The organism is Streptomyces sp. 8N616, assembly GCF_052246385.1.
Classification (GTDB): Bacteria; Actinomycetota; Actinomycetes; order Streptomycetales; family Streptomycetaceae; genus Streptomyces.
In genome coordinates this window covers 48,202-61,903 of record NZ_JBQQBY010000006.1, presented here as the reverse complement: position 1 = coordinate 61,903, position 13,702 = coordinate 48,202, and the positions used below count along the sequence as shown (strand labels likewise).

Genomic DNA, 13,702 nt, shown 5'->3' with positions numbered 1-13,702 from the left:
CTCACCCCGACCCGCAGCGATGAGGAATCCATGCGGCTATCGATGCGGCCATCACCGGGTGAAAGGGCTTTCCATGGCTCAGACGACCGCGGCCTGGGAGCCAGTGCCGCGATCCCGTACCTTCGAGCTCGTCCTCGCCCGGATCGAGGAACAGATCCTGGCGGGCAACCTGCGCGTGGGAGACCGCCTGCCCCCGGAACGGGAGCTGGTCGAGCTGCTGGGCGTGAGCCGCGCCGCCGTGCGGGAGGCGCTGCGGGTGCTGGAGGCCCAGGGCGTGCTGCGCTCCCGCGTCGGAACGGGCCCGGCGTCCGGCAGCGTGATCGCCGCCATGCCCAGTGAGGGCCTGACCCAGCTCCTCCGCCTCCACATGGCGCTGGCCAACTTCCCGCTCGGCGACGTCGCCGAGGCGCGCGCCACGCTGGAGCGGTCGAGCGCCCGCCTCGCGGCCGAGCGCGCCACCGAGGACGATCTCGCCCGCATGCGCGAGCCCCTTCTCCGTATGGATCAAGGGGGACTGGCCCGCGAGCAGTTCAACGACAGCGACACCGAATTCCACGTCGCCATCGCCGAGGCCGGAGGCAACCGGCTGATGGCCGACATGACGATCGCCGTCCGCAACGCGGTACGGCACACCCTGCTCTCCGCGTTCAACAAGCTGTCGGACTGGGAAGCCGTCCGCGCCCGGCTGCGGGCGGAGCACCACGCGATCTACGACGCCGTGGTGGCGAAGGACGCCGAGCTGGCCGGGAACCTCGTGGAGGCGCACATCCGCGGCTTCCACAAGGACATCGTCCACACGGTCCTGGAGACACCGGAAAGCGCGCCGGAGTAGCACAAGGCGGGCGGGGGCGGCTCAGGCGGCCCGCGACGCCCGGGAGACCCGCGACGCCCTGCATGCCCGCGACCCCGGCGACCCCCGGGTCCCCGGCCGGGCCCCGCGGCCCGGGCACGTCGAGGCCTCCCGGATCACGGCACAGCTCGGCGGCGCCGCCGTTCAGCCTGCCGAAGCCGGGGCGGGAACGGCGTGCGGACTGCGCTCGTCGCCGCTCCCGGGCACCGGCTCGGATGCGTCCGCGCCGAGGCCGGTGATGCGGTTGCTCGCGTCGACGTGGACGACCCGGGGACGGAGGCGGCGGGCCTCGGCGTCGTCCACCTGCGCGTAGCTGATCAGAATGACCAGGTCCCCCGGGTGTACGAGATGGGCCGCCGCTCCGTTGATCCCGATGACGCCGGAGCCGCGCCGGCCCTCGATGACGTAGGTCTCCAGGCGAGCACCGTTGTCGATGTCGACGATGTGGACCAGCTCACCGGGCAGCAGGTCGGCCGCCTCCATGAGGTCGGCGTCCACCGTGACGGATCCCACGTAGTGCAGGTCGGCCTCGGTCACCGTGGCGCGGTGGATCTTGGACTTGAACATGGTGCGCAGCACAGCGTCACACTCCTGACAGACAAGGGTCGCGCCCCCGGACCGGGGTACGCGCCGATGACGCCATGCTAAGGGCACGGCGGGCCGTACGGGAGCCGTGGGGCACCCCGCCCGCCCGTTGCCGGAGGTCAGGGGTGGGGCGCGAGCTTGCGGGCGGAGGGCGGACGGGCCACCAGCGCTGCTGGTGGCCCCTCGCGATGTTCGGCGATGCCGCAGAGTTCCGCTCCAGGGATACGTGTCACGGATACGTCTGGCCGTAGCCGTACGGGAACAGCGCCTCCTTGCCGTCGCCGTCGTTGATCGGCTGCTGGCTCGCGCTCCGCATCCAGGTCACCGGCAGCTTGCCCGTCGGCTTGTAGTCGCCGAACAGAACGTCCGCGACGCCGTTGCCCTCGGTGCCCGGCAGCCATGCGGCCATCAGCGCGTCCCACGACGGCAGTTCGGAGGCGATGTCCAGCGGGCGCCCGGAGACGAGGACCACGACCACCGGCACGCCCGATGCCTTCAGCCTGGCCAGCGTGTCGAGGTCCTCGGTGTCCAGCCCGAGCCCCTCGGGACGGTCGCCCTTGCCCTCCGCATAGGGCGTCTCGCCGACGACGGCGATGGCGGCCTTGTAGCTGCCGTCGATGCCGTTGCCATTGCGGTCGTACGTGACGGTCGTGGCGGGTGACACGGCCGAGCGGATGCCCTCGAGGATCGTGGTTCCCGGTGTGATCGGGCCGCTCTTGCCCTGCCATTCGATGGTCCAGCCACCGCTCTGGTTGCCGATGTCGTCGGCGTTCTTGCCGGCCACGAAGACCTTGTCGGCGGTCTTGGGCAGCGGCAGGACGTCCTTCTCGTTCTTCAGCAGGACCTGCGACTTGCGCACGGCCTCACGGGCCAGCTGCCGGTGCTCCGCGCTGCCGACCGTGCCGGTGTACGAGCGGTCGGTGTACGGATTCTCGAACAGCCCCAGCTCGAACTTCTTCGTCAGGATGCGGCGGTTGGCGTCGTCGATACGGGACATCGGCACACGGCCGGCCTCCACCTCGGACTTGAGCGTCGTGATGAACGTACGCCACTCCTGCGGCACCATGATCATGTCCAGGCCCGCGTTGATCGCGGTGCGCACCTCCTCGGCCGTGAAGCCGGGCTGCCCGTCGATCTGGTCGATGGCGTTCCAGTCCGAGACGACGAAGCCCTTGAAGCCCAGCTCGTTCTTGAGAACGTCGGTGATCAGGTGGCGGTGGGCGTGCAGCTTCAGCCCGTTCCAGCTGCTGTAGGAGATCATCACCGAACCGACGTTCCTGGCCACTGCCTCGCGGAAGGGCGGCAGGTGGGTGGCGCGCAGCTCGCCCTCGCTCACCTCGGTGTCGCCCTGGTCCTTGCCGCCCGTGGTGCCGCCGTCACCGACGTAGTGCTTGGCGGTGGCGAGCACCGAGCCGGGGTCGTTGAGCTCGGCGCCCTGGAGCCCGGTGATGAGCGTGGTCATCGACGTGGCGATCTCGGGCTTCTCGCCGTAGGACTCGTACGTCCGGCCCCAGCGGTCGTTCTGCGCGACGCACAGGCAGGGGGCGAAGTCCCAGTCGATGCCGGTGCCCGAGACCTCCTCGGCCGTGGCCCTGCCGATCTGCTGCACGAGTGCCGGGTCGCGGGTGGCGCCCAGGCCGATGTTGTGCGGGAAGATCGTCGCCCCGTGGACGTTGTTGTGGCCGTGCACCGCGTCGACGCCGTAGATCATGGGGATGCCAAGCGGGGTGGCCATCGAAGCGCGCTGGAAGTCGTCGTACATGTCGGCCCAGGCGGTCGCCGTGTTGGGCGACGGGGCCGAGCCGCCACCGGACAGCAGTGAGCCGAGGCGGTAGTCGGTGAGATCGGCGGCGGTGACTGCGTTCCGCTCGGCCTGTGTCATCTGGCCGATCTTCTCGTCGAGCGACATTCTGCCGAGCAGGTCTTCGACCCGCTCCGGGATGGGCCGGTCCGGGTCCCTGTAGGGCGGCTCGATCGCGGCCGACGCGGACGCGGACATGGACGCGGGGACGGTGACGGCCACGGCCGTCAGCAGCGCGGCCACGGCCGACAGCAGCAACCGACCGCGCCGGCGTGGGGGGTGGGGCCATCGCATGAGTAACAAACCTCCTGGGCGAACGCTTCCGGGCATGGGCACGTCCGTGGGGGCGCAGGACGGAACACGCGCGACGGGACGCGCGCGGCACCCTAGTGGACCGGGGACACATGGTCTAGACCAGAAAGACCGCCGAGCGACAATCGGAGCACCACCACCGCCGCGGCCGCCACGCGCCGGCTCATCGCGCGAAGCGGGGCAGTATAGGGCCGCGGCCACTCCTCAGGATGTATCTGCGCCATGGTCCTCTGTCTGACGGTTAGTCGGGGGATACGCTGAGTCAAGAGCAAAGAGCGATATCGCCGACGTGCATGCTCACCGCGCCGGGAGGAATCGGGTGGTCACGGACCGGTCCGAAACACAGCCAGCCGTAACCCCAAAGATGGACGAGGAGCCGCGCGTGCGGGCCGCGCGGATCGTCCCGAGGACCCTTGAGCGAGATGCCGAACTCGTCGTCACAGCCGCGGCGTTGGATACCGTCAGCGGCCGTTCGGCGACCGGTGCGGTCCCCCCCTCCCCCTCCGCACGCCGCGGCGGCCTGCTGGCCTTCACAGGACCGGCCGGAGCGGGCAAGACGACCCTCCTGGAGGAGGTGCGCGGCCTCGCGGCCGCCCGCGACTGCACAGGGCTCTTCGCCAAGGGCGGCGAGCAGGAGAAGAGCCTCGCCTTCCATGTGGTGCGGCAGTTGTTCCAGCCGCTGCTGGCCTCGTACTCCGAGAGCGAGCGCCGCGAGATGCTCGGCGACTGGTACGGCATCGTAGGCCCGTGTGTCGGCCTGTGCCCCGCCGCGGACGGCGCGGTGCCGGATCCGGAGGGCGTGCGGGACGGGCTGGACTGGGTGGTGACCCATGTGGCGGTGCGGCGCGGGCCGTTGGTCCTCGTCGTCGACGACCTTCACTGGGCGGACGCGGAGTCCCTGGCGTGGCTGACGTCCTTCGCCGGGCGGGTGGAGGAACTGCCGGTGCTGCTGGTCGTCGCCTACCGCAGGGACGAACTCCGCGAGAATGCCCACGCGTTCGGCGACATGGTCGTGCGCAACCGGGTGCGTCCGCTGGACCTGGCGCCGCTGACGCCGGCCGCCGTCGCCGATCTGATGCGCGAGGCGCTGGGCACCGAGGCCGACGACGACTTCTGTCACGAAGCCTGGCTGGTCACCGGCGGCAACCCCTTCGAGACGGTCGAGCTGGTGGCGAAGGTGCGCGACCGTCGCCTGGCCCCCGCGCGGGAGAACGCCTGCGCCTTGCGTGACCTCGCGGCCGAGACCAAGGACGGCGGCCTGGTGGAGCGGCTGGAGCAGCTCGGCTCGGTCGCGGTGCGGCTGGCCTGGGCCGTGGCCGTCCTCGGCTCGGAGGCGACCTTCGGCCTCGCCTCATCCCTGGCGGCGCTGGGACAGGCCGAGGCCGCGGAAGCGGCGGACGTGCTGCGGACCGAGCGCATTCTGACGTACAGCATGAAGCCGGAGTTCGTACATCCGCTGATCGCGACGGCGGTCTACCGCGCCATCCCGCCCGCGATGCGGGTGGCACTGCACGGCAAGGCCGCCTGGGAGCTCGTCGAGGCAGGCGAGAGCCCGGCCGCGGTGGCCCGCCATCTGCTGGAGACACAGCCGGAAGGCGATGCCTGGGTGGCGGAGCAACTGCTCGAAGCCGCCCGGGAATACGTGCGCCGCGGAGCTCCCGGCGCCGCCCGCCGCTGCCTGAGCCGCGCCCTGCGCGAGCCTCCGCCCCCGGGTCTTGCGGCCACGGTGCTGTACGAACTGGGTTCCCCGGGGCTGCTGCAGGACCCGGCGGCGACGGTGAACCTCTTGCGGGCCGCGCTGGAGGAGCCGGATCTGTCGCCGGCGCTGCGGCAGAGCATCGTGATCCGTATCATCCGGACGCTCGCGTACTGCGACCGGCTGACCGAGGCGGCGGATGTGGCGATCCGGGAGGCCCGTTCCGCCACGGACTCGCGCGTGCGCCTGCGCATGCTCATGGAGCACTTCATGGCGGCGAGCTTCACCTCCGAAGACCGCGAAGCCCCGGCCCTGTCGCGCCGGCTCGCCCACCTCACGCGGCGGCTGACCGGCAGGAGCCAGACGGAGCGCTATCTGTTCGGGCTGCGCGGGTGGGATGCGATGGTGCGCGGCGAACCGGCGTCGACCGCGCTGGAGTACGCGGAGCGGGCGCTGGGTCCTGAAGGGATGACCTGGACGGACGAGGAGTGGAGCTTCGAGGTGCCGTCGCTGGTGGCGCTCACCTTTCTCTACTGCGACCGCCCGGACCGGGCCGAGGAGCTGTACGCGGGAGCCATCGCGGAGTACGAGCGGCAGGGCTGGCGCGGGATGCACCTCGCGCTCGGCTACAGCCTGCTGGGCTTCATCCGCTTCTGGAAGGGCCAACTGACCGACGCCGAGGACTTCGTACGCGCCGGGCTGCGGCTTGCGGACCGGCTGGGGCCCGCGGGCACCCCGGCGCAGTGGTACGCGGTGGCGGGCCTGATCGAGATCCTGATGGCCCGTGGGGACACCGCGGCTGCCCATGAGCTGGCGGCGGAGCACCGGTTCGGCAAGCCGTTCCCTTCGGCCGTGACGCTTCCCGACGCCCAGACCGTCCACGGCGAACTGCTGCTGGCGCGCGGCATGCACAAGGAAGCCGCCGAGGAGCTGTCCGAGGTGGGCCGCCGCCTCGACCTGCGCGGTATGCGCAACCCCGCCTGGGTCCCCTGGCTGCCCAACCTGGCGCTCGCCTCCGGGACGACGGACGCCGCGCGGGCGCTGGAGCTGGCGCAGGAGGCGCTGCGCCGCGCCGAGCGGTTCGGTACGGGAACGGCGGTGGGACAGGCGCTGCGGGTGCTCGCCCGGTTGTCCGAGGGGCCGGAGGACATCGCCCATCTGCAGCGGGCCGTCCGCGTGTTGGAGCTGGCGCCCTCGGGGTACGAGCTCGCGCGCGCCCTGGTCGAGCTCGGTACCGCGCTGTGCCGCGCGGGACGCCTCGCGGAGGCCGCCGAGCCCTTGCACCGGGGCGTCTGCCTGGCCGGGCAGTGCGGGGCCGGAGGTGTCGCGGCGCAGGCACGCGACGAGCTGGTGGCGGCTGGGCTGAGGCCGCGCCGGTTGGAAACGCCGCGGCACGCGTCGCTCTAGCAAGGCGTGCATCCAGCCGCACGGCGCGCGTTGAGCGATGCGCGCCGTGCCGTGCGCCACCTCGTCGATCCTGTCGCCCCAAGGGGCCAGGTCCCCGGTTTCCCCCAGCGCCGTGCGGTGAAGGTTGAGGGCGTAATCACGAAGAGTGTTAAACACATCACTCTCCGCCCCTGCCTCATCTCGCTCCTTAGGAGGGGGCCATGCGCGCTGCTGCGGCAGATGCCGAGCGCCAGTCCCTGACCACCCCCACCAATGCCGTACCGGACCTGACGGAGATCCGGCTGGCGGTCGACACCGTGCTCGCGGAGTTCCTGGCGGCCAAGCGCCGTTCCGCGAGACCACCGCTCCAGGAACTCATCGACACCTTGGACGGCTTCATCTTCATCGGCGGCAAGCGGATCCGGCCGGTGATGTGCGTGTGCGGCTGGCGCGCGGCGGGTGGTGAGGGAACACCCGAGCAAGTGGTGCGGGCCGCTGCGTCGTTGGAGCTCTTCCACACCTTCGCCCTCATCCATGACGACGTCATGGACGACAGCGGCACCCGGCGAGGGCGCCCCACCGTCCACCGGTCGCTGACCCACCGCCACCGCAGCCAGGGCCGCCCCGGAAACGCCGACCGGTTCGGTGTGAACGCGGCCGTCCTGCTCGGCGACCTCACACTGGCCTGGTCGGACGAGCTGCTGCACACCAGCGGACTCACGTCCGGCCAACTGCGCGCAGCCCTCCCGGTGGTGGACGCGATGCGCAACGAGGTCATGTACGGCCAGTACCTCGACCTGCTCGGCACCGGCAGGCCGGCCGGCGACGTCGCCCACGCCCTGGAGGTGAACCGCTTCAAGACCGCGAAGTACACCGTCGAGCGACCGCTGCACCTCGGCAGCGCGCTGGCCGGCTGCGACACCTCCGTCACGGACGCCTGCACCGCGTACGCCCTCCCGGTCGGCGAGGCCTTCCAGCTGCGGGACGACCTCCTGGGAGCCTTCGGCGATCCCGCGGCGACCGGGAAACCCGCCGCCGACGACTTCCGCGAGGGCAAGTACACGGCCCTGATGGCCCTCGCCGTCGCGCAGGCCACTCCCTCCCAACTCCGGCTCCTGCACGCACTGGTGGGCCGCTCCGATCTCACCGGGGAGGAAGCCGACGCCGTACGGGCCGTCCTGGAGGCCACCGGTGCCCGCCTCGCGGTCGAGAGCATGATCGCCCGTCGCTGCCGCCGGGCTCTGGCCGCCCTTGACCGCGCCCCCTTCCCCGAGGCGGCCACCGTGCCCCTGCGCCAACTCGCTCACGCAGCCTCTGCGAGGACCTCATGACCGAATTCTTCCTGCCCGAGATGCCCCGGCTGCTGCCCGTCGCGTACCACCCCCAGGCCGCGCAGATCGAGTTCCGGTCCAACGGCTGGGTGCGCCGCCGGCTCGGCGGCTGCTTCGCCGGCGAGGAGGACCTGCTGTTCTTCCTGCGCCAGCGGAACGGGCTGTACGGACCGCTGACCGTGCCGGACGCCGGTGAGCAGCGGGCCCTCGACGTCGCCGACTGGTACCAGTACGTCACCGTCATCGACAGCTCCGTCTCGGACCGCTCGGCGCTGGGAGCCGACGAGGCCGCTGCCCGCGCGGTGTTCACCGGCATCATGGCCGACTTCCACGGCGAACGCGGCGGCAGCGAGGACTTCCCGTACGGGCTGGCGGGCAAGGACCTGTGGCGGCGGATCAGCCCGGGGCTCTCTCCCGCGCAGATCGGGCGGTTCGCCGACGCTCTCGAGGCGTTTCTGCGCGGGTGCGCGACCGAGATCCGTTTCAAGCTGACGGACACGGTGCCGGATTTCCAGACCTGCATGGCCGTGCGCCTGGACAGCTTCGGCTGCGACTTCATCCGGCTCATGACCGAGTACGCGGCGGAGGTCGACATGAGCCCGTACGAGCCGCTGCTCACCGAGGTGCACACCCACGCCATGCGGCAAATGATCATCGTCAACGATCTGCTGTCGTGGCGCAAGGAGCACGCGCAGGAGGACAAGATGACGCTGGTCCGCGTGCTCATCGAGCGCGAAGGGCTCTGTCTGCAAGAGGCAGTCGACCGGCTCTGTGAGCAGGCGGAGCACCACGAGAGGGCCTACATCGCGGCCCGGGACCAGGTACGGCACGGGCCGTACGGCACCCGCGTGGAGATCCTCGCCTACCTCGACGGCATGAACTACGTCATCGCCGGCAGCCAGGAATTCGAGTACCTCACCCCCCGCTACTTCGGCGACGGCTACGTCTGGGACGGCTCCACCTCGGGCTGGATCAGCCTCATCGCCCCCGTCACCCGATTCCGTCCACAGCCCGACATGGCACCGGTGCCGGGCTCAGCCGGCCGTGCGTGCTGACACCACCGATGACGAGGAGCAGAAGATTGGCAGAGACGTCACGCGAACGGCCGGGCACCGGCCCTACGACCACCGGGCCCACGACGCCCGGCCCCACGGCCACCGGCACCCCTGTGCTGTGGACGAAGGGCACCGCTCCCGGCCGGATCCCGGTACTCGCCCATGCGATCCGTCTGCGGCGCCGCCCACTGGAGTTCCTGGCCGCCCTGCCCGTCCACGGCGACCTGGTCGAGGTACGTCTCGGCCCGCACCGGGCGTACATGGTCTGCCGGCCCGAACTCGTACGCCAGGTACTGCTGGACCCGCGCACCTACGACAAGGGCGGCCCGCTGTTCGACAAGGTCCGACCACTCGTGGGCAACGGGCTGTTCACCTCGGGCTGGGCGGAGCACCGTATGCAGCGCCGGCTGGTCCAGCCCGCCTTCCGCCCCGGCCGGATGGCCTCGTACGCCGCCGTGATGTGCGAGGAGATCGACGCCACGCTCGGGGCGTGGCAGGAAGGCCGGGCCGTCGAGCTCAACGCGGCACTGCATGCGCTCACGGTCCGCGTCACCACGCGAACGCTGTTCTCCACGACGATCGACAGCCGGGCCGTTGAGGAGGTACAGCACTGTCTGCCCGTCATTCTCAGAGGCGTCTACAAGCGCATGGTCGCGCCGATCGGGCTGCTGGAGAAGCTGCCCACCCCGGAGAACAGGCGCTTCGACCAGGCGCGCGCGAGGCTGCGCGCGGTCATCGAGGAAACCGTCCAGGGCCGCCGGAGCGCCCGGGCCGACAACGGGGACCTGCTGTCGATCCTGATCGGGGCCGACGAGGAGAGCGGCGAGCGCTTCACCGACGAGGAGATCCACGACCAGGTCATGACCCTGCTGATCGCCGGCACGGAAACCACCGCGAGTGTCCTGGCCTGGGCTTTCCACCTGCTGGGTGAGAACGCCGAAGCCGAGCGGCAGTTGCTGGGCGAAGTCGATCGCGTCCTCGGGGGCCGGCTGCCCGCCTTCCCCGACCTGCCCGCCCTCGACTACGCCCGGCGCGTCGTCCTCGAAACCCTTCGTCTCTACCCGCCCGCCTGGCTGCTCAGCCGGATGGTCACCACCGCGACCGTACTCGCGGGACAGTGGCTGGCTCCTGGCACAACCGTCCTGTTCAGCCCGTACGTCCTCGGCCGCGACCCCCGTGTCTTCGCCGACCCCGAGCGCTTCGACCCCGACCGCTGGCTTCCCGAGCGGGCGTCGTCGGTGCCGCGTGGTGCGATGGTCGCCTTCGGCGCGGGCAGCCGCAAATGCGTCGGCGACGCCTTCGGCCTGGCGGAAGCGACCCTCGCGCTGGCCGCCGTCGGTACGCGCTGGCGGCTACGGCCCGCGTACGGCAAGGCGGTTCGGCCAAAACCGGAAGCTGCCCTGGGCACCGGACCCCTCCTGATGATCCCCCAGCCACGGCGCCCCAGCGGCACCTCAGGGGGCGCCTAGGAGTATCCGGCGGATCTTTGCCATCCCGCCCTCCCCCTGGGGACACCTCCCGGGCCGACGACGCGACGACGGGCCTCCAGTGGGAGGAGGCCCGCGCCGCGTCGCGTACCTCGGGCGCGTCAGTGCGACTACACCCGAACAGATTCGGTCGAACATCACGAATACTCTGCGTAGTTGAGTGCGGGGCGTCCGCGAGGGTCTGCGGGCGCAGGCCGGCGCCGCTCAGCGCAGGCCCATGACGAGGGTGACGACGGCGCCCACCGCCCCCGCGGCGATTTCCAGACGGTCCGTCAGCTGCCGGGTCAGCCACAGTCCCCGGCCGCCCTCCCCCGCGAGCATCCCGGGCGGGTCGGGTGGAATGACGTCCTCGCTGAAGCCGGGGCCGTGGTCGGTGACGCGGCAGTGCAGCGTGCCGTCGCCGCGGTAGAGGAGCAGGCGGCCGGCCCCGCCGCCGTGCTCGACCGCGTTGCACGCCACCTCGTGCACGGCGAGTACGAAGTCGCTCCGGCGCGGCTCGCCGAGACCCGCCCGTGCCGCGCACTCCGCCAGCCGCCGCCGCAGCATGGGTACGTCCTCGCCAACGAAGAGCAGCTCAAGCAACCGCTCCTGCGGAAAGCCCGCCAGATCGGCGCTCATGGCTTCAGTCACCTCGACCTCCGTCAGGGCCAGCCGCGGCGGTGCACAGCAATATGGAAACCGCGATCCGCATATGACGCTACTCGGCGTCATCTCCAGACACCACGCGTCACAACTTTTGCGCCGACGCATACGCATCTTGAACGGACGAACCACGAAGGCGATCGAAAGCGTCCTCCCGGTGTCCGGACGTGATCACCGGACTGGAACGGCCAACTTCTGGAGAGGACCCCGACATGGACATCGTCAGCTGGATAATCCTCGGCCTCATCGCCGGAGTCATCGCCAAGGTCCTGCTCCCGGGCCGCGACCCCGGCGGCCTCGTGGGCACCACTCTCATCGGGATCGTGGGGGCTTTTCTCGGCGGCTGGTTGTCGGCGCAGTTCCTCGACCGGCCCGTGGAAAAGGACTTCTACGATCCGGCGACGTGGGTCGCCGCCATCGCGGGGGCGCTGGTCCTGCTGATCGGCTACCGGATCCTCTTCGGCCACTCACGCGATCGCCGCTGAGCGCCGAGCCGCCTGCGGCGGCCATGCCCTAACGGGCCTCGGGGTCCCGGTCCGAATCCCGCTCCCGCTCCGTGTCCCTGCCCAGGTCCCGGTCCGAATCCCGCTCCCGCTCCGTGTCCCTGCCCAGGTCCCGGTTCGTGTCCCGGTCCCGGTCCATGTCCCGGGGCCCGCCCGGATCCGAAGCCGGACCCGGGTTCCGGTCCGGTGCCCGGGCCGGAACCCCGTCCTGCCCGTCGCCGCTCCCCCGCCCCCGGCCCGCGTCCGCCGCCGATCCGGCAGCGCGCTGCAGCAGGTGGCCGAGACCATGCCGGGTCGCCGCGATGACGACGCGGTCCTCGGGGCGCAGTACGTACCCGGGGTGCAGGTCCCACTCCAGTTCCGCCGGGCGCCCCGCCTCGCCGACCCGGAGCGGCAGGGACAGGTCGGGGCTGCGGTCCTCGGGAGCCGCCACGTCGAGCGCCATAACCCGCCACGCGCCGGGCCGGAAGGCCTCGGCCACGGTACGTCCCGCCAGCTCGGGATGGCCGCCCACCTCCACCGCCGCGAAGAGCAGCACACGGCGCTGGACCGGGATGGCGCCCAGGATCTGACGCCCCATCATCGCGCCCGCGAAGGAGGGCCCGGCCAGCGCCGAGACGCTGCGGCTGCGGGTCAGGGCCCCGGGGTAGGAGTCCCGGAGCGTGCGGTAGACGGTCGTGGAGAACTCGTCGTCGTACAGCCGCAGGACGACCCGCAGATCGGGCCGGATCTCGCGCGCGTACAGCACCGCCTCCAGGTTCGTACTGTCGCTGCTGGTCAGGGCGAGCATGACGCGGCTGCGCCGGATCTTGGCGGCTTCGAGGACCCCCTCCTCCGTCACGTCCCCGATGACGACCGGCACCCGGCGGCTGCGGGCGAGCGCGACCCCGCGCGCGCCCTGGTCGCGTTCGACGCACACCACCGGGATGTCGAGCTCGCAGAGCCGGTCGAGGACGCGGGTGCCGACCTTGCCCAGGCCCAGCAGGACGACGTGGCCGGACAGGCCGCGCGGCGGCCGGCGTACGGCGGAGGCCGCGCGGAAGGCGCCATAGCTCTCCAGGACGACGGCGAACAGCAGCGGCAGCATCAGCATTCCGGCGAACCCGGCGAGGAGCTGGAGGACCTGACGCCCACTGGACTCGTCCACGGCGGGGTCGCCGATCGCGAAGACGTCGAGGAGGGAGAGGTACGTGGCGTGCAACAGGTCGTAGCCCGTGACCAGCCAGGTCAGGACCGCCAGCAGGGCGACCAGGGCGGTGAGACCGGCGCTCGCGAGGCGCAGCCTGCGGGAGAAGAAGGAGCCCAGCGGCAGAGATCCGATCAGCCGGGGCACGGCCGGCGAGGCACGTTCCGTGCCGCTGCTGAGCGCTTCGAGCACGACGGCCGGGTGGGCCGAGTGCGTACGGGCCAGCGTCTCGTCGTCCGGGAGGAGCTGCGGCTCGTCGTCGTCGGTGGCGGCCTGCAGGGCGAGGGTGCACAGCGCGCCGCGGCTGTCGCGCTCGCCCGCGGTGCGGTCGGCGGCGCGCAGCATGAGCCCGTCGGCCTGCACGATCTTGGTGGTGCCGGTGACGGCGGCCGCGGCGAGCGAGTGCGCGGCGGTGTCCGCGTCGGAGAGTACGGTCGTCGAGGCGTCGATCGCGCGGGCGTCGAGCCCCGGGGCCCGTACGGCGGAGGCCCGCTGCAGGAGAGCTTCGAGGTGCCGGCCCAGCTTGCGGTTGAAGAGGCGTACGACCAGCCGCAGTTCGGGGTTGAGGCGGCGGGCCCGCAGCGCGGCGTGGATATTGGCCTGGTCGTCGCCGAGGGCGAGCGCGAGGGCCGCCGCGCCCTCCACTCCGGCCTCCAGCAGCGCCCCGTCGTCCGGCTCCGTGGCCTCGACGACCGAGACGGACACCTCGGAGCGGCGGGCGAGCGCGGCGATCTGGGGGCCGTGGCGGTGGCGTACGGATGGCAGGACGACCGTGACCTCCTCCCCGTAGACGGTGGCCAGTTCGGTGACGAGGCGGTGCGCGAGCGCGTTGTCACCGCAGACGACCATGTGGCCGGACCGGGGAGCG

General features: G+C 71.6%; 10 protein-coding genes. 6 read left to right on the top strand and 4 right to left on the bottom strand.

All coding sequences use genetic code 11. The features are described from left to right. The first annotated feature begins 73 nt into the window (after positions 1-73). Positions 74-832, top strand: a complete 759-nt coding sequence (locus ACTWQC_RS07235) for a FadR/GntR family transcriptional regulator (RefSeq protein ID WP_443314710.1) — start codon at positions 74-76, stop codon at positions 830-832. 162 nt (positions 833-994) lie between these two features. Here the strand turns inward: ACTWQC_RS07235 and panD are convergent, their stop codons facing one another. Both panD and ACTWQC_RS07225 read right to left on the bottom strand, forming a co-directional pair. After that, entirely contained in the window at positions 995-1,429 is a 435-nt protein-coding gene (panD, locus tag ACTWQC_RS07230; RefSeq protein ID WP_443314709.1) for an aspartate 1-decarboxylase, read from the bottom strand. Positions 1,430-1,664: 235 nt separating this feature from the next. After that, positions 1,665-3,530, bottom strand: a complete 1,866-nt coding sequence (locus tag ACTWQC_RS07225; protein WP_443314708.1) for a glycoside hydrolase family 3 protein — start codon at positions 3,528-3,530, stop codon at positions 1,665-1,667. Positions 3,531-3,930: 400 nt separating this feature from the next. Here ACTWQC_RS07225 and ACTWQC_RS07220 point away from each other — a divergent pair, with 400 nt between their 5' ends. From ACTWQC_RS07220 to ACTWQC_RS07205, 4 genes are all read left to right on the top strand, one after another. Then, on the top strand, positions 3,931-6,651 hold the full coding sequence (locus tag ACTWQC_RS07220; protein ID WP_443314707.1) for an ATP-binding protein: 2,721 nt from the start codon (positions 3,931-3,933) through the stop codon (positions 6,649-6,651). Positions 6,652-6,851: 200 nt separating this feature from the next. Then, a complete protein-coding gene (locus ACTWQC_RS07215; RefSeq protein WP_443314706.1) occupies positions 6,852-7,961 on the top strand; it encodes a polyprenyl synthetase family protein in 1,110 nt (369 codons plus the stop codon). Continuing rightward, the gene (locus ACTWQC_RS07210; protein WP_443314705.1) at positions 7,958-9,016 is read left to right on the top strand and encodes a terpene synthase family protein; all 1,059 of its coding nucleotides are present in this window, start codon (positions 7,958-7,960) and stop codon (positions 9,014-9,016) included. Before ACTWQC_RS07215 ends, ACTWQC_RS07210 begins: the two co-directional genes overlap by 4 nt. A gap of 26 nt (positions 9,017-9,042) precedes the next feature. Next, on the top strand, positions 9,043-10,485 hold the full coding sequence (locus tag ACTWQC_RS07205; RefSeq protein WP_443314704.1) for a cytochrome P450: 1,443 nt from the start codon (positions 9,043-9,045) through the stop codon (positions 10,483-10,485). A gap of 222 nt (positions 10,486-10,707) precedes the next feature. Here ACTWQC_RS07205 and ACTWQC_RS07200 read toward each other — a convergent pair whose 3' ends face one another. Beyond that, positions 10,708-11,121 carry an ATP-binding protein gene (locus ACTWQC_RS07200; RefSeq protein WP_443314703.1) on the bottom strand — a complete coding sequence of 138 codons (414 nt, stop codon included), beginning with the start codon at positions 11,119-11,121 and terminating at the stop codon, positions 10,708-10,710. 236 nt (positions 11,122-11,357) lie between these two features. Here ACTWQC_RS07200 and ACTWQC_RS07195 point away from each other — a divergent pair, with 236 nt between their 5' ends. Further along, entirely contained in the window at positions 11,358-11,630 is a 273-nt protein-coding gene (locus ACTWQC_RS07195) for a GlsB/YeaQ/YmgE family stress response membrane protein (protein WP_443314702.1), read from the top strand. A gap of 28 nt (positions 11,631-11,658) precedes the next feature. Here the strand turns inward: ACTWQC_RS07195 and ACTWQC_RS07190 are convergent, their stop codons facing one another. Beyond that, positions 11,659-13,683: an NAD-binding protein gene (locus ACTWQC_RS07190; protein WP_443314861.1), complete on the bottom strand. Its 2,025-nt coding sequence runs from the start codon at positions 13,681-13,683 to the stop codon at positions 11,659-11,661. Positions 13,684-13,702: the final 19 nt, after the last annotated feature.